The sequence below is a fragment of the Bacillus sp. FSL L8-0099 genome, from assembly GCF_038006385.1.
Lineage (GTDB): Bacteria > Bacillota > Bacilli > Bacillales > Bacillaceae_G > Bacillus_A > Bacillus_A toyonensis.
Genome location: NZ_JBBOVC010000002.1, coordinates 173,404 through 198,621 on the forward strand (window position 1 = coordinate 173,404; position 25,218 = coordinate 198,621).

At 33.5% G+C, this 25,218-nt stretch carries 23 protein-coding genes and 2 pseudogenes; 4 read left to right on the forward strand and 21 right to left on the reverse strand.

Going from position 1 to position 25,218, the window contains the following annotated elements; all coding sequences use genetic code 11:
- Window positions 1–22 precede the first annotated feature (22 nt).
- Window positions 23–343: a hypothetical protein gene (locus MHH42_RS28570; protein ID WP_052943839.1), complete on the reverse strand. Its 321-nt coding sequence runs from the start codon at window positions 341–343 to the stop codon at window positions 23–25.
- Window positions 344–1,011: 668 nt separating this feature from the next.
- Here MHH42_RS28570 and MHH42_RS28575 point away from each other — a divergent pair.
- Window positions 1,012–1,317 carry a hypothetical protein gene (locus MHH42_RS28575; protein ID WP_000398640.1) on the forward strand — a complete coding sequence of 102 codons (306 nt, stop codon included), beginning with the start codon at window positions 1,012–1,014 and terminating at the stop codon, window positions 1,315–1,317.
- 48 nt (window positions 1,318–1,365) lie between these two features.
- Here MHH42_RS28575 and MHH42_RS28580 read toward each other — a convergent pair whose 3' ends face one another.
- The 4 genes from MHH42_RS28580 to MHH42_RS28595 all read right to left on the reverse strand — a co-directional run bounded on the left by MHH42_RS28580 (window position 1,366) and on the right by MHH42_RS28595 (window position 5,295).
- Entirely contained in the window at window positions 1,366–1,806 is a 441-nt protein-coding gene (locus MHH42_RS28580) for a hypothetical protein (RefSeq protein ID WP_001092363.1), read from the reverse strand.
- Window positions 1,807–2,376: 570 nt separating this feature from the next.
- The gene (locus MHH42_RS28585) at window positions 2,377–2,883 is read right to left on the reverse strand and encodes a hypothetical protein (protein WP_002040464.1); all 507 of its coding nucleotides are present in this window, start codon (window positions 2,881–2,883) and stop codon (window positions 2,377–2,379) included.
- A gap of 277 nt (window positions 2,884–3,160) precedes the next feature.
- Window positions 3,161–3,964, reverse strand: a complete 804-nt coding sequence (locus MHH42_RS28590) for a hypothetical protein (protein WP_061531734.1) — start codon at window positions 3,962–3,964, stop codon at window positions 3,161–3,163.
- A gap of 347 nt (window positions 3,965–4,311) precedes the next feature.
- Entirely contained in the window at window positions 4,312–5,295 is a 984-nt protein-coding gene (locus MHH42_RS28595; protein WP_070173261.1) for a hypothetical protein, read from the reverse strand.
- A gap of 735 nt (window positions 5,296–6,030) precedes the next feature.
- Here MHH42_RS28595 and MHH42_RS28600 point away from each other — a divergent pair.
- On the forward strand, window positions 6,031–6,429 hold the full coding sequence (locus MHH42_RS28600; RefSeq protein ID WP_230305558.1) for a DDE-type integrase/transposase/recombinase: 399 nt from the start codon (window positions 6,031–6,033) through the stop codon (window positions 6,427–6,429).
- 154 nt (window positions 6,430–6,583) lie between these two features.
- On the opposite strand, the gene MHH42_RS28605 is transcribed toward MHH42_RS28600, so the two are convergent.
- The 3 genes from MHH42_RS28605 to MHH42_RS28615 all read right to left on the reverse strand — a co-directional run bounded on the left by MHH42_RS28605 (window position 6,584) and on the right by MHH42_RS28615 (window position 8,858).
- Window positions 6,584–6,706: a hypothetical protein gene (locus tag MHH42_RS28605; protein ID WP_255253932.1), complete on the reverse strand. Its 123-nt coding sequence runs from the start codon at window positions 6,704–6,706 to the stop codon at window positions 6,584–6,586.
- Window positions 6,707–7,017: 311 nt separating this feature from the next.
- On the reverse strand, window positions 7,018–7,989 hold the full coding sequence (locus tag MHH42_RS28610) for a hypothetical protein (RefSeq protein ID WP_016514123.1): 972 nt from the start codon (window positions 7,987–7,989) through the stop codon (window positions 7,018–7,020).
- The gene (locus MHH42_RS28615; protein ID WP_195755264.1) at window positions 7,989–8,858 is read right to left on the reverse strand and encodes an RNA-binding protein; all 870 of its coding nucleotides are present in this window, start codon (window positions 8,856–8,858) and stop codon (window positions 7,989–7,991) included. Before MHH42_RS28615 ends, MHH42_RS28610 begins: the two co-directional genes overlap by 1 nt.
- 575 nt (window positions 8,859–9,433) lie before the next feature.
- Here MHH42_RS28615 and MHH42_RS28620 point away from each other — a divergent pair.
- Window positions 9,434–9,601, forward strand: a complete 168-nt coding sequence (locus tag MHH42_RS28620; protein WP_098015925.1) for a Fe3+ hydroxamate ABC transporter substrate-binding protein — start codon at window positions 9,434–9,436, stop codon at window positions 9,599–9,601.
- A 188-nt stretch (window positions 9,602–9,789) separates the two neighbouring features.
- Here MHH42_RS28620 and MHH42_RS28625 read toward each other — a convergent pair whose 3' ends face one another.
- From MHH42_RS28625 to MHH42_RS28650, 6 genes are all read right to left on the reverse strand, one after another.
- Window positions 9,790–10,722, reverse strand: a complete 933-nt coding sequence (locus tag MHH42_RS28625) for an NAD(P)-dependent oxidoreductase (protein ID WP_016514120.1) — start codon at window positions 10,720–10,722, stop codon at window positions 9,790–9,792.
- Window positions 10,723–10,840: 118 nt separating this feature from the next.
- On the reverse strand, window positions 10,841–11,206 hold the full coding sequence (locus tag MHH42_RS28630) for a MerR family transcriptional regulator (protein WP_016514119.1): 366 nt from the start codon (window positions 11,204–11,206) through the stop codon (window positions 10,841–10,843).
- 509 nt (window positions 11,207–11,715) lie between these two features.
- Window positions 11,716–12,483: a MerR family transcriptional regulator gene (locus tag MHH42_RS28635; protein WP_016514118.1), complete on the reverse strand. Its 768-nt coding sequence runs from the start codon at window positions 12,481–12,483 to the stop codon at window positions 11,716–11,718.
- Entirely contained in the window at window positions 12,458–13,384 is a 927-nt protein-coding gene (locus MHH42_RS28640; protein WP_016514117.1) for a DUF2268 domain-containing protein, read from the reverse strand. Before MHH42_RS28640 ends, MHH42_RS28635 begins: the two co-directional genes overlap by 26 nt.
- A 501-nt stretch (window positions 13,385–13,885) precedes the next feature.
- Window positions 13,886–14,035: a hypothetical protein gene (locus MHH42_RS28645; RefSeq protein ID WP_002172469.1), complete on the reverse strand. Its 150-nt coding sequence runs from the start codon at window positions 14,033–14,035 to the stop codon at window positions 13,886–13,888.
- Window positions 14,036–14,430: 395 nt separating this feature from the next.
- Window positions 14,431–15,861 (reverse strand): IS4 family transposase, encoded by a 1,431-nt coding sequence (locus tag MHH42_RS28650; RefSeq protein ID WP_098169264.1) that lies wholly within the window; start codon window positions 15,859–15,861, stop codon window positions 14,431–14,433.
- Window positions 15,862–15,964: 103 nt separating this feature from the next.
- Between MHH42_RS28650 and MHH42_RS28655 the strand changes: the two are divergent.
- Window positions 15,965–16,213 (forward strand): annotated as a pseudogene (locus MHH42_RS28655) (IS4 family transposase); the annotation flags it as partial.
- Window positions 16,214–16,481: 268 nt separating this feature from the next.
- Here MHH42_RS28655 and MHH42_RS28660 read toward each other — a convergent pair.
- From MHH42_RS28660 to MHH42_RS28690, 7 genes and pseudogenes are all read right to left on the reverse strand, one after another.
- On the reverse strand, window positions 16,482–17,423 hold the full coding sequence (locus MHH42_RS28660) for a carbohydrate kinase family protein (protein ID WP_016514112.1): 942 nt from the start codon (window positions 17,421–17,423) through the stop codon (window positions 16,482–16,484).
- Complete coding sequence (locus tag MHH42_RS28665; RefSeq protein ID WP_016514111.1) at window positions 17,420–18,895, reverse strand: glycoside hydrolase family 32 protein; 1,476 nt, start codon at window positions 18,893–18,895, stop codon at window positions 17,420–17,422. The genes MHH42_RS28660 and MHH42_RS28665 overlap by 4 nt, the downstream gene beginning before the upstream one ends.
- A gap of 20 nt (window positions 18,896–18,915) precedes the next feature.
- Complete coding sequence (locus MHH42_RS28670; protein ID WP_061531728.1) at window positions 18,916–20,292, reverse strand: sucrose-specific PTS transporter subunit IIBC; 1,377 nt, start codon at window positions 20,290–20,292, stop codon at window positions 18,916–18,918.
- 139 nt (window positions 20,293–20,431) lie between these two features.
- Window positions 20,432–21,418, reverse strand: a complete 987-nt coding sequence (locus MHH42_RS28675; protein ID WP_043314712.1) for a LacI family DNA-binding transcriptional regulator — start codon at window positions 21,416–21,418, stop codon at window positions 20,432–20,434.
- 316 nt (window positions 21,419–21,734) lie between these two features.
- A pseudogene (locus MHH42_RS28680) lies at window positions 21,735–23,119 on the reverse strand (IS4 family transposase).
- Window positions 23,120–23,343: 224 nt separating this feature from the next.
- The gene (locus MHH42_RS28685) at window positions 23,344–24,189 is read right to left on the reverse strand and encodes a hypothetical protein (protein WP_016514223.1); all 846 of its coding nucleotides are present in this window, start codon (window positions 24,187–24,189) and stop codon (window positions 23,344–23,346) included.
- Window positions 24,190–24,578: 389 nt separating this feature from the next.
- Window positions 24,579–25,175 carry a hypothetical protein gene (locus tag MHH42_RS28690; RefSeq protein WP_340895003.1) on the reverse strand — a complete coding sequence of 199 codons (597 nt, stop codon included), beginning with the start codon at window positions 25,173–25,175 and terminating at the stop codon, window positions 24,579–24,581.
- Between the last annotated feature and the right edge of the window lie 43 nt (window positions 25,176–25,218).

Consider the following 25,218-nt stretch of genomic DNA (forward strand, 5'->3'; position numbering starts at 1 on the left):
ATTTTCCCTTTTCAGCATAAAACTAAAATTTTGATTCAAATTGATAACTGAATGAGTTTTTTTCTCCAGTACCAAACTTCAAACCAGAAATCCCATTATTAATCGTCGATTTTATACTTTGAACTGTACTATCAATGCCACTAATTATTGTGCAAAATAGTAAAGGAACACGCTGCCCTATATCAGCAACAACATGTGTAAAGCAAAAAGCAGATTGATATGTTTTACCTTCTACTAGAATTTCTATCATCTGCGGATGAGTATCAGATCTCTCAACTTCCTCTAAAATCTTAGCTAATCGCTCAAATCCGTCTAGTTCATTCGTTTTAGTAGTAACATGCATTATTTTTCCTCCTACTACTTAGTATGAATTTTGTTTAATAAGTTAGTGGAAGTATTACAAGTCCTTTAAAGTAACTGCATAATAAAATTCCTTTTCAAACATATACAACTACCTTCATCCTTTCTTTATAGAAATATTTATATAAACGGCATATGCCTAATTGTTTTTAAACACAAAAAACCCTTTCGGGTATATGAATTTTTGTAAGTAAGGCTACTTTACAAAGTCATTTCCCCGAAAGGGTTATAGTATTTATGGATTATAAAAAGAAAAAAGAAAGTCTTACATACATTATATAAATTACCAGCATCATATTCAATTTATTTTTTACGGAAAATTCAGACCTTTGCGTGTATTTACGTTATACTTTTTATAATGTGGATATATTTTACAAATGTTAAGCTATAGCTCCTTATTACTATTGATATGATTTCATAGTATATTACCATCTATTTTAAAATATTGATTATATTGTGCTATAGTTCCTTATCACTTCTTGATATTATATGATATTTCACCACTAATGGTCTCTAAAATAACATTATTTAGGGATCCCCATTTATGTATAAAAGCACTAACTTTATATACTTAAAATATAACATGTGTAACTTTTGAGTAAGTTTGATAATTCGCCTTTAACTATTAGTTCTATAATAGGAGTGGATCTTATGGAAGGAAAAACATTGATAAAATATATTTTTTACTTTTTTTCTTATTTACTTGTTTATATACCCTCATTTCCAGTTATAGTTGTTCTTGGTATGGCTGGCGCTTCTCCTGATGTAGAACATACTATACTAGAATGGATAATTACGATTTTTGAGATATCTGTTACAATTTTAGGTGCTTGGTTTTTTAACTTTATTTTCAAAAACATAATAGGAATTAAGCAGAATACAAAATTCACCTGGACTATCTTTATTCTTCATTTAATTCTTATTCCTTTGACATGGAGACTTCTTCTTTATTATTAGATTATCAATCTTTTTTATTAATAAAACTATATTTCAAATCCTGATTATTTAATCATGTACTTGCATACTAAAAAAATAAATCCCTTTGTTTGTCTTAAACAAATATTCTTCATAACAGCATGCATAATAGCCTCCTGGATCTAATTTAATCCAATAAACCTCATCTGGTTCTTGTTTGAATACATTTAATAACCGCTCTATTATATATTCCTTCGAAGTCAATCCATTTAAATCATATCCGTACGGTATTTTCCCAAACCAAGAAGACTCCCCATTAGGATATTGGCAAATTAGAAATTCTTTTTTCCATTCTTTCAAGTGTATGAGTTCTAATGTGTCATTACTAGTAGCGTATGTCGCCTTTTTGGCAAGTTCAAAAATATTATCCTTTTTATTTTCTGACATAATACTAAGCTCATAATAATTTCTTACATATTCGTCTGCATTTATTTCAGCAAAATCGCTTAAGATTTTATTAATTGTATTCATTTTTCACTCCTTTTAAATGTTGTTTTAAAATAAAGTTTGATTAAAAACCTCTTACCAACTCACATTATATGACTCACAAAAAAATCGATTTAAAAAAAGATTGATTAAAACCAACTCTTTCCTTAGGATTGCGTGAACAGTTTTTATAAAAAAGTTTGTTCACTTTCTGTTTATGTTCCTATACAATTACGCCCGTTTATGCAGTTGGGATTTATTTGATATTCGTACTTTTTAAACTTTATATGTAGGCCCAGTACCAGCATTACTTTACCCTTAGTTAAAGAAACTGTAAAATGACAATACAGCTATTTAATTTTAAAAACCCAAACAAGCATAACCCTGTTCTAAATTTAGGACTGTTTAAAAATATAGTTGTTTAATTTTTGATGTAAGATATTTTACTACACTAAAAAATATAACAATAAAGTCATTTGAAAATTCAAGTTTTATTCCACAATAGCACCCGATTGCTTAATAATGGAAAAACACCGCAAAAATAAACACTCTAGTTATTTTTCTAAAGCTATCCCGTTACTTCAAGAAAAAGGGGTATAGTCCCCTCTTATCAACTTAATATGTACACCAAAATACCCTTTCAGCTATTGGTTCATTGGCCGATACCTTTATGAAATTTAACAAAATATCCGTTTCGCTTGCTCCTACATATTCATCTTCATCTACATTATAATATTGAACCACCTCAACTTCATAGAAGCCATTTTCTATTTCAATCTTATATTTGGAACAATTTTGATCAGGTACTTTGTGATTTTGAAACTGAGCAGCCATTGTAAGACAGTCATAATCCACTAAATATAGTTGATTTTCTGTTACTTCTATATGCCCTACCGCTTTCCTAAAGCATTTATGAGTTATTTCTTCTGTCCCTTTTCTAACCTCTACTCTCCAAGAATGTTCAATTCCTTCTTCAGTCATTTGAAAAACTAAAATATGCCCTTGCTTCATCTCATCTCCAAAATGTTGCAAGAGATTATCTAACTCCCAATCTTCATCTACAAATGATTCGTATTTATTAGTGTTCGCTACTCCTATAAAATTCGTATCACCAAAGTCCATACAAAACCTCATTTTTCTCTTCCCCTTTGCTCGGTGTTTTTTTGAAATTGTATCATTTTACTTGGGATAAAACACCAGTTAATTTAAGTTAAAGCTTTCTCAATAGCTTCTTCTAGAATAAATTCCTTCAAATATGTTATTCAAGAATATGGCCCGACTGTTGAATAGAATGACTCGTATTTTTTAAACAACCTTAATATTTTTTAAACGATTTTATTGTAAATCAAACAACTTTTTTGTCACTTTACAGCAACCCTGGTACTGGGCCATGTGTGAATCATCTTCCATGTTCACTTTTTTTAATCACCTTAAATTCACCTGATTTATCTACGCTAAACAAAACATAACTCTCCTTGCCAAAATCCATACCTGAAGAGCTACTTGGTTGCAATACTATATTGTAAATGCCTTCTGTTAAAACATTACCTCTGTGAAAATCATTCATAATGCTAAGGATATCTGGTATATTTCCCTTGTTTTTTTCTACATTATAATAATAATTAAAGTTCACTACTCCCATATGATAAGAATTGATTTTAGATTCATTCATTTTTAAAGTTTTAATTAATTTTTTCGTATCTAATTGTTGGGTTTGTTTAAACTTTGCAAGCAATTCTTTTTCCTGTTGTTCATCGATAGTAAAGTTTAAATAGTAATAGAAATTTTGTTTCTCCTTATCAAATGCGTCATTTGATTCACTTAATAAGTTATATTTTTTAATAATTTCATTTGATTGTTTTATAACTTCACTATGTTGTTGGACATAAGCGCCTTTAAATATATCTAAGAAGACACTCTTATCATCATCTTCATCTATCTTATAAGAATTTCGGTCAACAGTTACATACGTAGTGGTATAATATGGTTTTTTTATTTCTATATAAGTTTGAATACCTGTTCCTCCAAGTCGGTTATCATGTGCAGAGAGTATTTTAAAATCCCCATCTTTTATCCCATACTGTTCTTTTAAGTCATCTCCTACTGGTTTATGGATTTGTATTTTTGTAAAAATATCAGTAAATAAATATAGTAATATTCCGCTAAATCCTAATATAAATAGAGTTGCTATTACTTTCTTCACTCTCAGTACACCTGCCTCCTATAACAAATAATACTTTCAACATTGCATATACTATCTAATCACAATTTATATAGATTCATCCTATTTTTTTGTTTTAGAATAGATATTGTTCTAATTTTTGGTTTGGAATACATTTTGATTAGAGCTTACGGAGTTTTATCCAATGATGCAAAACGGTACAACTTTTATAAACAGTACAACTTAATTCACAACTCTATACTCTTTCAAACGATACGACTTTCATTTGAAAATATAATAATTAGAACTAACATAACCATCTATCATTTAAGAGTTATATGGTTATGTTAGTTATTAAAAAACTATTACATGTTATTTTTGATATACAATTATTTTATAAGTTCGATGATGTTATTACTATTTTGAATTTCCTCTGACGTTAGCCAGCGTGAATAACTTGTTCTATCTTTGTTGGATATAAATATATCAAATTTCTCGTTATGTAGTTCTTCTTTAAAAATCGTGACCACCTTTGTCAGATCCTCCATTACATCGGGATCATTTTTATACTCCATAGAACTGTCATTAAAAACTATCGTAGCTTCATATTTTGGACATTTCCCTTCCTTCGGATGTGCACAAGTAATATCTTTAATTACAAAGCGGTCATTTGGAATTTCTTTTAATCTTTCAAAGACTTTTGTTTGTGTTTCAATCATATATGTCCAATAACTGCTTACTGTGTCTTTCATTGTTAGTAGAAGTTCTTCTTTCGTTATATCCTTTTGCACATTTTCGAAAGGAAGACCAATCGATTTACCATTATGATCCTCAATTTCAAGCTCTGTTATCTTTCTATTACTCTTTTGAATGAGTTGGAATAGTGTATGTAAACGATCTAATTCTATTGTTTCAAATTGACTATAATCGATTTCCTTACTCGTTTTTAAGGTTAATAACAACTCATCTGTTGGTTTTCCTGCTGCATTGTTATAATCTACTATATATTGCACAACATTTTTATTTTCAGATTCCTCGTAACCTAACTTTTTCATTTCTTCAAGAACAGGTTTGAATTTCTTATATTCCTCGTATGTGTTTTTCCCATATTCATATTCATCACCTTGTATTGTGGAATAGAAGATGCCATTTACCTCTACTCGAAATTGAATATTTTTATTATCTTTTGCTTGAACAGTATGATACGTATGTCCCATATTTCCTTCATCTATCCCGCCCCAATCTGTTACAACAACATCGAGCCCATATTTCTCTTTTATATATTTTTTCACCTGATCTTCATTTTCATAATTGCATCCACTCAAACATAAGAAACATAACACTAACAACCATATATTTTTCATTCTTTTCATATAATTCCTCATACCCCTTCCTTACATAAGAAACGTTCCTTGCTAGAATACAGTATAAATATTAAAGTAAAGCAATCTTTTGAATAGCGTACTTCTTTCGTTCAATTAGAAAGAACTCACTCATTAAAACGAGTATTCAAAACAACCCTTTTCACTATAAAATGCCCCTATAGATATAAAAATCCAAAGGGGCAAGGCATGATGTCTTTGTTTTAACACCGATACTTTATTTCAAAGTTTCATTTAATTTGTATACCCAATAAGTTATTATAAATACTACCGTATTTTCCCCTATTTATGTCTATTTCCCTTAAGAGTATTCACTACATTAAGTGAAAATATTAATCCGAATGTACAAAATAAAAATGGATGTATTCATGTTCTAAAATTAACAAGACTAATAATAAGCATGATAATACAAATCATAGCTCCTATAGTATCTATGCTGAAATACAGTTTGTTTTTTATAGTTTTCATAAAAATCCCCTTCTAAAGTTCACGAACATTTGTAATTTTCTATATAATAATACCATACAATTATGTTCCAAACCATAATTTAACATTTCATAACCCCTATTCGAACAGATTGAAGATCCCATTTTTTACAACGTCATATCTTTCTTTAAACATAGTGGGTTCCGTTGCAAAGTTTTCGAAACTCGAGTACACTTTGGAAAAAAATGAACGGGAGCATAACAAATGGAATAATTTAAAGGAAAACAGTTCAAGAAAGATATTTTTTTGGTAGCTGTCGGCTACTACTGTCGTTTTCCCTTAAGCTATCGTGATGTCTCTGAAATTTCGAAAGAACGTGGTGTTTCGGTTCACCCAACAACGATCATGCGATGGATTCACAAATATAGAAATTTGATCTACCAAATTTGGAAAAATAAATCTGTACATTTTTCTTGGCATTTAGATGAGACTTATATCAAGGTCAAAGAAGAGTGGTGTTATCTTTATCATGCAATTGAACAGGCTCATCGGCATGTAAAACGTCGGTTTACTAGATCCTCTGGATTTCAAAGCCTTCATCATGCTTCACGTACCATCAAAGGAATCGAAACCATTCATGCCCTATATAAACAAAAAACGAAGTTCAACGAATTACAACACTTACTAACGATTGCATAAAATCCATCTGTAATCATCCCAACTTTTTATCTGGTAAAAAACTTTGCAACAGAACCTTTTGATTTGTTTATTTTAACTACATAACAACAAGTTTTTTTGAGTTTATTATTAAACACCTTTATTTTCACCGGACACTATTAGTAAATCTTTTTGTTTATACTTCTTCAATTATTGTATTTTTTGACCTTTGTTCTTCCCCCCATTCTAAGGCTTGAGGTTTCATAAGAGTTTCTAGTGCTAATTCTTGTGCTTCATCTCGTTCTTTCTCTAGCTGCAATACCTTTTCTTCTAGTCTTTTAATTCGCTTAGTCTTTTGAAGAACATAGTATCAGCCCTTTTCACTTCGGTTCTTATTTTCAAAAATACAACGTAAAGTTAGGAAGTACTAATCCATAATAATAAAATATTTTTATTATTATGGATTACTGTATCGAACCAATAGATACATATTAATTATCAGTTTTTTCTACATTTCTTATTAATCATTTAAAGCACCGCCATTTTCCTTAGTATCCCATAAAGACTGTTACCTACTTTGCTTTTAACGGCAAAAAGCTGCTTCAGCATATTTACCTGAAGCAGCTCTTGTTATCTCAAAAATGGTAATGGTGCTTGCTGAATTCCGTTTTGTGTCGAGATATAAAAAGATTTTGCGAATCCCTCATTGTGAATGCATTCGTCTATTACGAGCATTATAGGAATCTTTCGTAAGTCTAACATGAGCTCCTTTCTAACATGTTCTGCTAAAGCGAGATTAGATATAGATAATATAAAAATTCCTGGTAAACTCTTCGTGTTTTCGAAATTCAATAAATTATTTGGTCCATTTTGAATCTGACCTTCCCAAATTTTCAATCGCGATTTTAAATGTTGTGCATATCGCTGACCTTGTTGTACCCTTTCAAATATGAAGTTTTGATTTCCAATTGGAGTTTTAATTTCTCCAACAGCAATTGGATTATATCCATTACCAGTACCTTTTAACTTTGGATACCAGCACCAGTTTTTTAATAACTGTTGACCTACTGCAAACTCATATTTTATTTGATTCATAGTGACAAATCTTTGTACCCCTGCTACTCCAAGTCTTAACCACTGTTCTGGCTTTAAAGAATAGTTTGTATTACGGTTATGATAAGCCCACATCATCAAATGACCAGCAGTATTTAAAGTGATTGGAGCAGAGGTTTTGGGCTGATCTGGAAATAGCCCCGATTTTATCTCCCATCGACTAACAAATCCATACAGTACCAGTTTTTTCAGCGATTCTGAAACCTGTGATCTACTAATTTTAGATTCCACAAAATTTTTAATTTGAGCTTCAGTAATCGCTAATGAATCCCAAATAAGCTTTAATATTAAATTGTCTTTTTCATTTATAAAACCTGAATTAATTCTGTCATAAATACTACGTAAATCTGTGAGTGGTTTGAATTTATCTGGAAGAATTGGTCCCCCCTGCAAAGAGGGGTCATCCCAAAGTGATAACGATTCGTCCCTATTAAGCCAATATTGAACCGCCTTTCCATTCTCTTGTACGGAAACCTGCGGCGCACTCATTAGTTATATAAAAACGCCGTTGGATCGTTAATTTTTTTGCGTCCAAATGGAAACTTAAAGATAACCCCCGACCCTCTCTCTTTTTCCACATCCACACTTACAATTCTCATACTTACTACGTCATCCAATACTGGCTGTTCGATTGTTTTAGGGACAATTCCTTTAATTGTGCAGCCTTGGTCCAATTCAACAAAAACACCAAAACGCGGGTCAACATTTACAACCCTTCCTACAATTGTATCCCCTTCAGCTAATTCAGATAATAACTGATAAGGATTTTCCACGGCAGCTTTTCTAGAAACGTGGATTAGTCGCTGTTCTGGATTAAATTGTAGAACCTTAACTGGGATACGTTCACCAATTGGTGCATAGCGATCCACAGCGTTTTTATACACTCTTCCATAGTTTAGTTCATGTAATTTCATGAAGCATTCCGCACCATTGATGCGTAAGAATATGGTTGGAACCTGAGCATTCATATTGTATCCGGTTACTTCTGCTTCGTAGGTTGGCTCTTGCAGTCTTTCATCTTGCTCCAATTCTATTAACTCACGAATTAACGCATCTGCCGATCTCCTGCTAGCTTCTTTTACTGAAACCTGTACTTTATTTATATCCAGTTCATCAGACATTTGTGTAATTACTACATTAAAAATATTACCTGTGAATTGAGTAATACTTCTAAAAGAGTAATCAGAGAAGTCTTCTTTTTTACAAATACCTATAATCTTACCATTTTCAAGGGCAAACTCAGCATATTCAGTATCTGGATCTTCTTTATCGTGTCTTTTAACCGTTCTCAATACTGCTTGAATTGGCTCTTTATATCTACGTAGTCCCTGTAGCTTTTCATAAGTTTTTGAATCCATAAAAATATCTCCTCTCCCTTGTTCAATATTTATAAAGTTCAAAAATAATACTTCTACTTGAATTATTGTTACTTTTAACTAGGAAACTAAGTTTTTTAGAAGTATTTTCTAAAATTTTCATTTGTTTTTTCACTAAACCTGCAACTTACCTTATTTATTACATAGAAGTTGCCGAAAAAAGTAAGGGAGGGGCATAAATGAAGTATATTAATAGATTCATTTATATTGATGATGTTTATTAATTTACTTAATACTACAATACTTGATAATAAATATTCAGGGATAACAATGTATATTTCTTCCGTTATATTCATAATTGGGAGCGCATTTTTCGGAAGTGCAAAACGGCTTAAAGTTAGTGAGAAAAAATAAAACAAAAAAGTGATACCCATTTATCTTCTTGTAACTAAGTCCTCCAGTTAAACAAACTAGAGGACTTTTAATAGTCTTCTAAATATATTGAATCCCTATAATAAGACGTTATGTTAACCTTTCATGAATATCATATATAGCCAAAAACCTTAGCAAATCGTTTTTTCCAAATGATACAATTAAAAAAAGGAGGAAAATATATCATGTTAAGAGTAAAACCTAAATGTGTAAGTTGCAAAAAAAACATTCAAGGCGGAGAACGTGTTTATGTAGAGCTACACTATCCTCATTATGCTGGTATGACTGAAATAAAGAAATGGCTTGATAGCGAAGGAAAAATCTACTGTTTGGAGTGTCACTCCAAACAGTAAAAAGATATACTTGGGATACCTCTTTAAATGAGGATGAATTTGAAACAACTTCCGCTAACGATAATTATGTAAATGATCTATCCATATAGGCAACTCATTGTATTTTTTGCTTAGCGTGTTTTTCTCAAAAATGATGGCGATGTTTCAGCGCCCCTTTAAAGGCCATCCCGAAAGGAATGGCCTATTTTTTATGAACGAATATCGGAATTTTTGAAGATTTCAATGAGGCTGGTGAAGCTATCATTGGCATGACCAGCCTTCATGCCGCGCCTGAAGACTTCCAGAACAGTTGCTGGCAAGGCGATTTCTATGCTGGCTTCTTGGGAAGTATGAACAACGTGCTCAACGCTCGCCAAGCCCATTGCGAGTCTGTCCACGTCACCAGGGTGCTCACCCTCATCGAGAAGCGGGGTATAGAACTCTATAAATTTTGGCAGTGACGACATTGTCGCTGAAGCGTATGGTAGGAATTGCTCCGCCGTAATGCCGTTCGCGTTAGCGATTGCAAGAGCGTGAAGGTAACTAAGCATTGCCGTCCAGAATATATCCATCTGTATCTGGTAGTATAGCATGGCTAATCCGGGGTCCGCGCCCCGATAATCGGTACTTGTTAACACTCCCAAGGTCTCCCTGTGAGCCTCGAAGACCACTCGCTCACCACTATAGTATGTGTAAGATTCCGATTTACCTATGCCTGACGGTGGAACTTGCACCCCTCCAGTAATATGCCATGCTCCACGGTCTTCCAACCATTTAGCCGCCTCGCGAACTTTTTCCGGGGTATCCGAACTCAAGTTAACGAGCACCTTACCGAATAAATTCTCAGAAGCCGGTTCCAGAATAGAGTACATCACATTGTAATCTGTAAGGCTAAGGATTACCAGCTCGTTAGCAGCTAATGCCTCGTTGACCGTGGACACCCTAATGGCTCCTCTTGCTACAAGCTGATCTGCTTTACTTGAAGTCCGGTTCCACACGGTCACGGAGTACCCTTGCTCCAGAAAAACGCCTGCCATCGCCTGACCCATCGGACCTAGTCCTATGACTGTTACCGATTTTCGGTTCCCAACCGCGTTTATAGTTTCAGAACCATTTTTCTCATTTTGGCTATTACTTTTCAATGGAAAAACCCCTTTCAGATGAAATTAAGTAAATCATAAAGGGTTACACTAGTGTCAATGTCAACACAAACAAAAATGGCCCTGGAGCGATTCATCATGCTCAGGGGCCATGTCTACATTAAACAGTTCTCTTTTTCTTAATCGTTAAAGCGATTTGCCTCTCCAGTAATCTCTTTAATCCATGAAGTGCTTCGATTTGATAATTCACATTGCTTAGCTTCTTTTCATACGTTTCCAGCATCTCCTCGCAATATTCATACTCGTCAGGATTTGCCGCTTCGCTCTTGAACAACGCTTTAATTTCATCTGCTGTTAATCCAAGCTTCAAGTATAACTGAATCGCTTTGACTCGTTCTATGGCCGATTCGTCGAAATCCCGGTAATCGTTCTCCAACCTATCGGCGTTTAGAAGTCCTTTATTGTCATAATGCCGGATAGATCGTATGCTGACATTAGTCAATCGTGCTAGTTCGCTTATTTTCACTCCTAACAAGCCTCCTTGCATGCTCATAATAAATTGATTATACAACGGCGGTTTTCCATTATTATTTCACCTAAATGAACTTGTAGTATTTGTAAAATACAGTTTTTCATAAAAGGAACTTAAAGAAACTCTAACATAACAAACATTTCACAATGGATTCTGTTAATTTTTTTCAAAAATATCCTTTATTTACGATACGAATCCCAGTTCTAGATTTTGAACTACCCTCCATGATTTATATACACAGTTTATGGACATATTTCTAGCTAAAACGGACGAAAAACTCACCCATATGTGAATATTTTGGGTGTTGTTTACGAGTATACTGGATTAAGAGGACAAAAGAAAACTGTATAATTTTTAGACCTAGCTAGGGCTTATTTAGCATGCACATTTATAAGAAAATACTCCTTTTTTAAATGCTTTTATTTTGGTAAACGAAAGCTTATTTTAATTCTGTTCTTAAGTTAATGGCAATGTAAGGTGCCCCCTATTATAAAAGTACGACTTTAATGCTTCTTTTGATTGATATAATGTATAATGGCGTTATATAAAAATTCAGCTAAGTCTTCATTACTAAATTGATTTATATAATTTTTAAATCGATTATCAAATTTATAAGTATTTGCAATACATGTCAACATTTCAGAGTCACATACAATAGATTGTTCGAGATAACTTTTCCACTCTACAATTAATTGCTGTACTTCATCGGAAGAAGGTGATTGATTAATATAGGAAGCAATTTTTCTAAACACCCTTTCCATTTTTTGTTCGAATTCGTGAAATAAGTTCGCTTTTTCACTAGGAGAGAGTTCTTTCAGTTTCTCCTCAAATTCTTTGTATTTTTCTGTTTCTCCATAGATGAATTTCGCTTCATGAGCATATTGTTCTTGTAACGGCAAAATAGATGAATTATTAAAAATATTTAAATTGTAGATATCCTTTCCTGATACATACTCATCCACCGCAGTAATAACTGTTTCTAAATGTTGTTTTTTTAACAATAAAGTTTGGTTATGCTTCTTTAATAATTGCAGCTGTTCTTCTCTCGTAAGTTTCAAAACTTCCGCAATTTCCTTTAGAGAAAAGTCCATTTCTTTAAAAAATAGAATCATTTGAAGTCTTGCTAAACTGTTCTTATCATAGAGTCGATAACCATTTTCCGTTAAGTAAATTGGCTTTAATAAATTTATTTTATCATAGTATTGTAAGGTTCTTTTTGTTATGCCTGTAATTTGCACAATATCTTTAACCGTTAAAAATTGTTTCTTCATCCCAAAATTCCTTTATTTCATCTAGTATTTGATTGGCAGGAGTTATTGTGGCTTCAAAGATATTTTTACCTGTTTTTTCTAAATAGTATTTAATTAAATAGTATCCACAGGCATAACCAGCAGCATAAGGCATATTGACTGGTATATAGTTTTGAAGTTTTGCTAATTCGTCACCATAAAGATACGGTGCAATTTTATCAAATCCTGTTAATTGTAATTGATCCTTGAGCACAGGTTTAATCCGTCTATTAAGCATTTCCATAGTTGTTTTCGATACCCAAGGTCCGAGTAGATCTTCCCCAAAAATAGAAGTAGCAAAATTTTCTGCTAAACCTTCACTAACAATTAATTCACCTAAAGTAACCGTATGGTCCCACTGAATAAATTGATATCGAACATTATGATTACATTCATGTGCTAAAGCAGCTTTCATTCGAGGGATTGTGTATTCATTTGGCACAAATGTACACAAAATATAGCCAGGAATACCTCCATCACCACTATATCCTTCATTTAACATTAATGAAGGACTATTGGGATTCCCTAATAGAATCGTGAATAAGTAATCAGATACACGAAGGTTCACATCATGCTCTCTAAATAAATGAAGGCTTTTCCTAACAACTTCTTTACACTCAGACCAAAAAGAATCAGACGAAATCAATTCTAGTTCTGGTGTAATCTCATTTGTAATCTGATTAGGAGAAATGCTCATTATATTATTCAATGTAATAACATCAAAACCATTTGGCTCCTCAGCTTTAAAAGGAACATATTGAATTTCCCATTTCCCCATAAACGGAGCCAACATTTCTTTCCTGTATAACTCAACCTTTTCCTCTTTTGGAGCTTGTAAAATTTTTCGATATATTTTATCTGACCGTAATGATTTTATATTCATTTCTTTCACTCCTTATTTAATATAGTTAAAATTATGCACTATGACGTTGCGTTATAGTCAAGTGGGTTAACTAAAAATATAGCAAGAGAATGGGATTAGGTGTTTTTTATATACATTATCTTGATTGATGTAGCAATTAATCTTATTGCATTATTTCTTTAATAATCGGTACCTGCTATATAAAAGTTAAACTTTTATAATACTTTCAGAATGAAAACGTGATGTCTTTTATGGCAACCAAGTTTATTTTTATCGTTATGTGGGGACATTAAGCCCTTAAGTTAATGGGTATGGGGTAGTGTCAGGAAAATGCGGATTTACAACGTTAAGGAAATGTCACTTATTAAAAAAGCCGATTTCCATCTCAAGGAATCGACTTTTTTAGTTCATTAAGTATGAGGTTTGAAAAAATAGCCTGTATATATTTGAACGATGAATAACTTACCTATTTTCTTGTGTTTGTTTGCTCTATATACAGAAAATTAGGAAAAACACAACATATTATTTATCTGTTTGCTTTTGCTTCTTTTTCAAATACTCCGCACGCAATTTTTCAAGTTGCTGCTTTTTATCAAATTTGGCAGGCGTCTGTTTCTCATGAAACTTTGCCACAGCTACTTGACCTTTGTAATCCAATTGATATTTTCCCACTTTGTTCACCTACTTTTCTTGTCTTTAAAGAGAATCTATCCAACAAATATAATATACCTTATTTTACTGAAGTAAACCTTATTACTTTATTGGTTGCAAATCCTTTTTACTACTTGTTTAAAAAAATCTACATCCCCAATATTTTTCTCCAAAAAATCACCTATTGGTACATAAGCAAATCACCTTTAAATTAGACTTTATAATGTCTCATAAGACTTGTATCAAAATGCTTATTGTTGTAAATACGCATTTTCCTGACTCTACCCCCTCGCTATCAAGCTAAGATTATGCAAAGTCAATTTTAGACGAGATTGTTTCTTTTCCCTAAAGGGCAAGTGTAGGTGATTGAAAGATTTGCATACGAAATAAACCCTAACGGGTTTCACTTTTTTGAATTAAGCGGCTTGATTATCAGACAGGGTACAATTGTAAACGACACCTAATATATCAAAGACCGTTTTTTTCTCATATCGATGAGATTTCCGCCCGTTTTGCTGTAGGAGATTGAACAGGCGAAGTAACACCTTTGATAGCTCTTGGATGTTTTTTTGTATAGTTTGGAATAAAAGAAGAAAATAATCTTTAATCATATATATGGCTTTATACTCACTAAGCTCTCGTTTTTTCTTCATGAGGAGCAATTGGCGCATTTGAAACATGATAGAAGAACAGAGTAGAATGGCAATCAATTGACCATATAAATGGCACTCCACTCGTTCTGGTTTTATCTTTTTACAATGATGAATTTGAAAGAATGACTTCCACGTTTTAAATAAAATTTCGATTTGCCAACGCAAAGAATACCAGTCATGTACCTGTCCCATCGGGACAATATCTGTAGGGGTGTTTGTCATGTATACATTGATACCACTGAGTCGTTTACTACGAGGAGAATACTTCATTCCTTTCTTTTTTTCCCTTACAGCTTGATCTTGTAATCGTTTTTGTTGCTGTTTTTTTGTTAATCGATGAAAAATTACACGAGCTGGCACTTTATCAATCATACCTACATAAGCATCAGCAATTTCACATGTTTGTCCTGGTTGAAGAGAGTTCATTACCGTCTCCATATCTATCTGTATATACTCTGTACCTTTCTTAATTCTTCCATCTTGAAAATAATCAGGGTTAGGATTTTTTTGATACATACGTGTATTCGACTTGATACGAGAGATATAGTAGGCCTCTTTATCTTGTATATATTGAAGGTCTTTTAAATGAAAATAACCTAAATCTCGGATACATAAATCATTCGCCGTCACAGTTGGGGCACACAGAGAGCCGGAAGTGCAATCATGTTGTTTACTTGGACCTGTATGAATATGTAGGAACTGTCCACTTAACAAATCATACTCAAGTTGAATTTTTATCCCAGCTGTATGGCTGCATCCTCCTGCACCTGGATAAACCGATGAAAATACATCCGGGAGTTGAAATGCAGTTGAATCTAAAATACGAATACGCTTGAAAACAGAAGTGTGTGGAGAAGAAAGCGGCATAGATGCGGCCAATTTTTTGCTTAATAGTTCGGCTAGTAGGTGTTGTAAAAGTTGGACGGCCGCCTTATTAAATCGTTGATTCAGTCCCTCAGGACTGATAAGTACTGCTGTTGATGCTTCTAAACAGCTAGATAACTGAGTTAAAGAAGTCCTAGCTACATTTTGGCTCACCCATACACATAAAGCTACTAAATCTTTTGCTTGGTACTTACTGGTTCGTTGTACAAAACCAACATCTCTAGCAAGATTCCGTAAGGTATTTGGAGATAAAAAACTTTGAATCTCTTGAGCAAATAGTTGTAATTCGTCAGACACAGAAACAGACATAAAAAACGCCATCCTTTCTTATGATTCTACAGAAAGAATAACGTATTTTTTTCATTTTGAGGATATTTCTTTTTATTAGCTTGATAGCGATGGGGTGGTACCCCTTTTACAAAAAAAGAAAAGAGAATTAAGTGAATATAAGGAAATTGGAATAATTCAAGATCATTTATATCTGTTGTATCAAACTATACAACAAAACACCCAAGAAATAACAAAGATTCTAATTCGTCTGTTCCACCTCCTACAGAAAAATGGACGGAAATCTCATCGATATGAGAAGAAAACAGTCTTTGATATTATGGGTGTTGTTTATGAGTATAGTGAATTTAAAAAACAAAAGAAAGTTGCATAATTTTAAAAAATGATACCTATTTAGGTTTATTTGGTATGCTCATTTTTAAGGACACAAAATATTTTAAGAGTTTTTTAGCTTATATGAACGAAAGTTCATTTTGTTTTCGTTCTTAAGTTGATGGGCAGGTAAAGTGACCCCTATGAGGAAATTACTGATAATTTCTGAGAATAGAATTCATATTAACAGAAGGTGCAGTATTCAATCAAGATACTACACCTTTAAAATGTGAGAAATAAAAAACAGATTACCCTTTATTAGAAAATATTCATCCAAACTTAATGATATCTTCTAATGTTGGTAAGGATTGAATAGCTCCGTAATTTGTACACGTAATTGCTCCAACTTTGTTAGCAAATGCAACGAATGTACAAAGTTTTTCAAAGTTAAAGTCAAATAGATTTTCTTCTTTAGAAAGTTGATAAAGCATTGCACCTACGAACGCATCTCCTGCACCAGTTGAATCTACCTGTTTCACATTAATAGAAGGAATAATAGCAGCCCCTTCACTAGTTGCAAGAAGTGTACCTTGTTTTCCAAGTGTAATCGCAACTACCATTGCGCCTTTTGCAAGTAAAAACTGTGCAGCTTTATTCATATTTGTTTCTTTAGAAAGCATGATTGCTTCCTCTTCACTTACTTTTACGAAATGGGCTTGTGCAATGAAAGTTAAGCAATTCTCACAAAATTGCTGTTTATCTGTAATTAATGCATCACGATAGTTTGGATCAAAAGAAATAAAGTGGTTTTGTTCTTTTGCATATTGTAGCAGCTGAAAATAAGTTTCTTTTAAATGCCCAGGTAACAAAGCTGTCGCTGACCCAAAATGAATGATATCATGCTTGTGCATTTTAGAAAAATCAATTTTATGAAACTGATATTCTCCATCAGCGCCACGCATAAAAGTAAAGTCACGTTCACCATGTTGATCAATAGAGACAAAAGCTAATGTCGTTTGGTTTTCTTTTATAAGCATAGAAGTATCAACACAGTTTTCTTGCAATGTTTTTTCTAGAAATTCTCCAAAAGGGTCGTTTCCGACTTGTCCAATGAATGAAGCCTTTCCGCCTAATTTTGTAATTGCTGCAGCAACATTCGCGGGGGCTCCGCCAGCTTTTTTTTCAAAGTGTACTCCATCTGCTAATGGTACATGTGTATTACAACAAATAAAATCAATTAATAATTCACCGATGCAAAATACTTGTTTCATTCCAATCCTCTCCCAAGTTTGTATTGTGTGATATGAAATTCCATCTTTTCATCTGAGAAAAGAGAGATGTTGTACCCTATATCTTTACGAGGGAATACTCGTGATGTAAACACAGTTTCTCCATCACATAGGAAGATTTCAACAATGCTTTGATCTACGAAAATACGCATTTCCATTGTATCTTGGATCGGAATGTGTTTACAGCGTTTGTAACCATATTCTCCTCCAAAGCGGTGATGAAAGCTTCCGCGCTCAATAGAAACGATCCCTTGATCGCGCTGAAAAGTAATCGGAAATGACTCTTCATGATAATGGAATAAGGAAATACCAAAAACATTTGCCTTTTCAGATTGTAATCGTACTTCTAATTCGTAGGAGTGTTCTTTGAAAAGGTCAGTTAATACATATGTTTCATTCTGTAAACAACCTGACACTGTTTTAGAAGATGTACGTAATTTCTTTAATTCACAAATAGGACGTTGTTTTAACACGTTATTTTCAAGAGTTAACTCGCGTGGAATCGTCAAACAATGTGCCCACATAAAATCATCTGAAGGATACGTAATTTCACTTGATCCCGCCCACGCAAACATAATGCGGCGTCCAGCGGGATCTTGCAATGTTTGCGGTGCGTAAAAATCAAACCCTTTATCTAACTCATAATAAGAATCAACGTGGAAGTATAAATTTTCTAAATCTAATGTCCCAATGGCGTAAATAACATTATAAACATTTTGATAGCTATCCTTTGTTGCTTGAATACCTTGCGGAGAAAAAATAAGAATATCTTTTCCATCTAAATGAAAATAGTCCGGACACTCCCACATAAAGCCGAAATCTTTTAAATTTGTTTGTAGTTCTCCTTGTAACTTCCAATCATACAAGTCTTCTGATTTATAGATAAGAAGTGTACCTGTTTCGTTTTCCCGTTGTGCGCCGAGCAACATATAATAAAAATCATCAAACTTCCAAATTTTAGGATCACGAACATGTCCCGTATATCCAGCAGGAACACTCCGAATAATTGGATTATATTCTGCTTTTTCAACCTCATATTGTTTATTCATAAAAGCAACACATTGATTAGCGTCACGCGAGCCATCGGTATGTTTTACATTTCCTGTATAAAACAAGTGAAGTATGTCATCTTTTACGAAAGCTCCTCCAGAATACGCACCGTGGGATTCATAACTTTCAGTAGGAGTAATTGCCACAGGCATACGTTCCCAGTGAATCAAGTCTTTAGATTTTACATGCGCCCAATGTTTCATTCCATGAATAGGAGCAAATGGGTACCACTGATAAAACACGTGATACTCATTATTATAATAAGATACACCATTTGGATCATTCATTAATCCATATGGCGAATGAATGTGATAAGTGGGCTTCCAAGAGTCTTGATTTGCAATTTTCTCTAGCGAAGTCAATTCACACCCTTTTGCCTCTCGTATTGTTCTATATTTATCCATAGGGAGTTCACCTCAAAACATTAGTTCTTTTCTTTATATAGAAGCATTGTTGCAATAAACGCTGTAATAACAGCAATAGCAAACCCAATTACATAATGAACTACATTCATCATCCCTAATGGGGCCACAATCGTAAGCATCGGAATCCCTGTTAAGCCATAGGCATTTGCCACAACATTCGTAAACACAACGTATGCCCCGCCTAAAGCTCCGCCAATCCCTGCGGCAATAAAAGGTTTTCCTAGCTTTAAATTCACACCAAAGATTGCAGGTTCTGTAATTCCTAAGAAAGCTGAAACAGCAGAAGGAATTGCAATACTTTTTGTTTTTGCATTTTTTGTTTTAAAATAAACTGCTAAAGCTGCCCCGCCTTGTGCAACATTTGCCATAGACCATATCGGTAGTAAAAAGTTTACACCAATATCTTTATTTGCAAGTAACCCGGCTTCAATAGCGTGGAAACTATGGTGCAGACCTGTTAAAACGATAGTCGAATATAGCCCGCCAAAAATAAATCCAGCAATTGGCCCAGCAACTTCATATACATTATTTAAAATGTACGTAATACCATCACCAAATTTATAACCGATCGGACCGATAATAATTAATGATAGAAAACCTGTAATCATAACAGTTAAAAAAGGTGTAATTAATAAATCTAAAGAATTTGGTACATGTTTTCGTAACTTTTTTTCTATTAAACTCATTACATATACACAGAATAAAACAGGAAGAACTGTTCCTTGGTAGCCAATCATATCAATGTCCATACCAAGAAAATGTAATACTGTCGGTTTGGCATTCGCAAGTGTCCAAGGATTCGTTAATGCAGGGTGAGTTAAAATACCCCCGATGACTGCTCCTAAGAAAATATTACCGCCAAACTCTTTTGCAGCACTAACACCAAGTAAAATCGGTAAAATAATAAACGCTGTACTTGAAAATATATCAAGCAATTGAATGAGAGCATGATCAGTCGGTACTAATTTAAACGCCTTCAACATTCCGAGTAAGCCCATTAATAAACCGCTGGCAACAATGGCCGGAATGATTGGCACGAAAATATTTGATAATACTTTTGCTAACCGAGCAATCGGATTCATTTTTTTCTTTACAGCTTCTGTATGTGTTTGAGGATCGATTTCAGATAAGCCGATAAGATTTGCAAATTGTTCATATACTTTGTTAACAATTCCCGTTCCAAAAATAATTTGATACTGCTCACCTGTAGAAAAAGCACCTTTCACGCCTTCTATGTTTTCAATTTCTGTTTGTGTTACTTTTGATTCATCTTTTAAAACAAGACGAAGACGTGTTGCACAATGAGTTGCACTTATAACATTTTCTTTTCCACCGATATGCTGTAATACACTAGCGGCAGTCTCTTTCATATCCATTCAAATTCCCCCTAATTCATTTTACGGAACCGGTTCCGTAGATGGTTAAAATAAAAGACAAGTATTTCATATACAAAAGAAATCCTGTCTTCATTTTTCAAAATACGGAACCGGTTCTACAAAGAATTATAAAACGCTTTCACATTTTGTCAATACTTTCTCGAATTTTTAATGCATATCTTGAACTTACTATTTTTGGAATATCTTGATTTTCAACTAACTGTATGATAGATGTAGCAGCAACCGTTCCAGCGTAATGGTAATCAAATGAAACAGTTGTTAAACTAGGATGAATCATTTCAGAAATATCATAACCTCCAAATCCTGTAACAGAAATATCTGCTGGTACAGAAAGGTTGCTTTCATGAATGACCTTTATTGCACCAATAGCAATGTTATCTGTTGCACAAACAATAATAGTAGGACGGTTATTTTCCAAAATACATGCTACTTGCTCCATTGCATCTTTGACATGAAAAGTTGTTTCATAATACGTAACATTGCACGATGGAGCGAAAGTTTGAACTGCCTTTTGAAAACCTTGTTTTCTCTTTACCCCAACTGAGACATCTTCTTCCGTTACGCCTAAATAAGCAATATGACGGTGACCTTGTGATAAAATGTATGATCCTAATTCAAACGCTGCCTCAAAATCATTGTGAATGAGACAATAATGACCTTCGTATTGTTGACCAACGAATAAAACAGGAATTTTTAATGTATTCAAAATTTTATTATGTTGCTCTGTTAATTTTGTTGTTAATAAAATAATCCCAGCTACTTTTTGTTTTGCAAAGTTTTGAATTGCTTCAATCTCTATTTTTTGCCTTTGATTTGCGTTTGCAACAAGCATTTGATAACCCTGATCACGAAGTGAATTGTCTATTCCAATAAGAGTTTTTGTCGTAGCAAAAGAGTCTAAACGCGGAACGATAACTCCAATTAAATTTGTTGTTTTTGCTTTTAAACTTCTCGCGAATGTATTAGGAGAAAAATTTGTTTCTTGAATAATCGCTTCAATTTTTTCTCTTGTTTTATCACTAACATACCCACCATTCAAATAACGAGAAACGGTACTTTTTGCGACACCTGCTAATTTAGCAATGTCTGATATATTTTTTGCCATTATTTTCTCCTCTTTAATTAAATTAATGAATGTATGAAACTGTTGCATACTATTCATATTAACTCATACGAGACAAATTTTCATTTGTTATTACTTATTTTGGGTATTTTCAAAACTGAAAATGTGTTGTTGTTTTACAATTCCCACTACATATTTTTAGTAAAAGTATATATAAGGGGTCACCATACATCGCTATCAAGCTAAGTCCGTGTAACGTCAATGATAAGCAAGATTGTTTCTTTTTTTCGAAAGTCTATACGTAGATGCTTTAAAGATTTGCATACGAAATAAACCCTAATGGGTTTCCTTTTTTGAATTAAGCTGCTTGGTTATCAGACATGGTACAATTATAAACGACACCTAATATATCAAAGACGGTTTTCTTCTCATACCTATGGGATTTTCGCCCGTTTTGCTGTAGGGGATTGAACAGGCGAAGTAACACCTTTGATAGCTCTTGGATGTTTTTTTGTATAGTTTGGAATAGAAGAAGAAAATAGTCTTTAATCATATATATGGCTTTATACTCACTAAGCTCTCGCTTTTTCTTCATGAGGAGCAATTGGCGCATTTGAAACATGATAGAAGAACAGAGTAGAATGGCAATCAATTGACCATATAAATGGCACTCCAATCGTTCTGGTTTTATCTTTTTACAATGATGGATTTGAAAGAATGACTTCCACGTTTTAAATAAAATTTCGATTTGCCAACGCAAAGAATACCAGTCATGTACCTGTCCCATCGGGACAATATCTGTAGGGGTGTTGGTCATATATACATTGATACCACTGAGTCGTTTACTACGAGGAGAATACTTCATTCCTTTCTTTTTTTCTCTTACAACTTAATCTTGTAATCGTTTTTGTTGCTGTTCTTTTGTTAGACGATGAACAATCACACGAGTTGGGACTTTATCAGTCATTCCTACATAAGCATCAGCTATTTCACATGTTTGTCCTGGTTGAAGGGAGCTCATTAACGTCTCCATATCTATCTGTATATACTCTGTACCTTTCTTAATTCTTCCGTCTTGAAAATAATCAGGGTTAGGATTTTTTTGATACATACGTGTATTCGACTTGATACGAGAGATATAGTAGGCCTCTTTATCTTGTATATATTGAAGGTCTTTTAAATGAAAATAACCTAAATCTCGGATACATAAATCATTCGCTGTCACAGTTGGGGCACACAGAGAGCCGTAAGTGCGATCATGTTGTTTACCTGGACCTGTATGAATATGTAGAAACTGTCCACTTAACAAATCATACTCAAGTTGAATTTTTATCCAAGCTGTATGGCTGCATCCTCCTGCACCTGGATAAACCGATGAAAATATATCTGGGAGTTGAAATGCAGTTGAATCTAAAATACGAATACGCTTGAAAACAGAAGTGTATGGAGAAGAAATCGGTATAGATGCGGCCAATTTTTTGCTTAGTAGTTCGCTAGTAGGTGTTGTAAAAGTTGGACGGCCGCCTTATTAAACCGTTGATTCAGTCCCTCAGGACTGATGAGTACTTCTGTTGATGCTTCTAAACAGCTAGATAACTGAGTTAAAGAAGTCATAGCTATATTTTGGCTCAACCATACACATAAAGCTACTAAATCTTTTGCTTGGTACTTACTGGCTCGTTGTACAAAGCCAACATCTTTAGCAAGATCCCGTAAGGTATTTGGAGATAAAAAACTTTGAATCTCTTGAGCAAATAGTTGTCATTCGTCATACACAAAAACAGACATAAAAAACGCCATCCTTTCCTATGATTCTACAGAAAGAATAGCGTATTTTTTCATTCTAGGGGGCATTTCTTTTTATTAGCTTGATAGCGATGTGACTCTACCCCTTTTTAATCATTTTCTACCTGTGTTTGCTCAACAATCGCGCCCTTTAATGGAATAACTAGAATATGGACTCAGACCTAAATGTTAATAAACCCTCCTAATCGCCATTGGTTCCACTGATTATTTTTTTCTGCTCTACCTGGTACAACGCAATAATCCGATATTTCTGTATTCATGCCTTCAAAAAGTATAGGTAATTGTTTATGTTGAGTATGTACATAATTAGCAACCCAGCTTCTAGCCTCCTGTATCCCCTTTAAGTTGCTATGTAGGATTTCTTTCTTTCCGTTCATCATGATTTCAACCGTATAAACTTTCAATCTCTTACTACCGGTTATGATGAAATGGCATTCGTCTTCTTTATTGATATTACTTATAATCTGAGTAGGCATACCTGATGACCGTCGTTTCGATTTAAAGTTATCTGTAACGTAGAGGAATTCATTTAGTAAGTAGTAGCTTATAGAGTCTTTGGGTGTGTGAATTTTTTTTAGTGCAGATATAACATCAGTCCATGTTAATCTAATTATTTTGACATTCTCTCCTAATAGTTTTTGGTGCGCTGCTATTTGGGCTTCATCAAGTACACCTCTAATCTTAAATTCAAATAAGAGATTAAAATTATTACCACATATCCATGCATCTGGGATAGAACCTGAGTTATCTTCATATTTATTTCGGTTATCGATAGCTTTTTTGTACGGAGCAATACCTATGATATACTCGTATTCTTTTTCCTCTTGAGGACAGTATTTCACACGAGTATTTATCTTTAATTGTTTAAAGGTAAATTTTTGTGCAGGTTCTGGTATAAGACTTTTTAAGAAATCATCGACTAAACTACAATCATTCCTTGCTAAGATATTCATTAAGATATTTGTATAATGATCCTCTTCTTGTCCTTGATATTGAAAAATCCTCATCACTCATCTCCTTAATCGTTAACACAATAAATAAAGACATCATTAAAATATCATACATATAAATCCCCCGATACGAACACATCATAACATAAATACTCATTTTTTTATTCCGGAAAATGGCCCTTTAGTGGAGTAACTTTATTGCCACTCATCAGTTCCTTGTTCCGCCTTTCAGTTCAGATCTTCTTTTCACTATAAAAACATCTCTTTAGATAAACAGATCCAAAGGGACAAAACATCGCAATTTTTTTATAAATACCGTGACTTTATTTAAAAGCGACAACAGTACGACATTATTCCAAAGTTACAGTAAACACCTAAAAACCCCTCTTATTAACAATGCTAAGAGGGATTTTTCTATTACTCTACATGTAATATGTGTACACCACTTAAGGCATACGATCTTTTAAATCTGCTAAAGGTATAAGTTTGTCGACAAGCCATAACTTCTTATTTCCATCATAGATAAGATTTATTTGCATTAATGACATATTATCTGATGAAACACCATTAACTGTAATTTTACTTTTCACCTTCGCTAATATATTAGCTTTAGTAGTGTCTAAGAACGCATAATACAACTCGCCACCTGTGTATTCAGATTGAAATGAAACTTTCTTCTTTTCTTTCTCATCTCCAGTTCCAGGAGCAGATTGCGTTGGTCCACCTGGTGGTGTTAATTCTTTCTTTGCATTTGGTGTTATATATGCATCGATATTAGCAAGGTATGATTCACCTTTACCCGTATCGTAAGTACGGAAAGCTTTGAGAAATCGTTCTGCAGCTTCTTTTACTTGTTGTTGATTATTACTCTTTAGAGCTGACAATTCCTTTTTCGTATCGTTGTATTGTGCCTCAACCTTTTCCACTTTTTTCGTTAATTTTATATTATCAGTTTTAAGTTTTTCATTATCAGATTGAAATTTTATTAAAAAACCTACACTAGCTATTAATAAAATTGCTAGTATAATGGTGATTTTCTTCATGATTTACCTCCTTTTCGCAGTTTCATAAGTTGCTAGATATTAC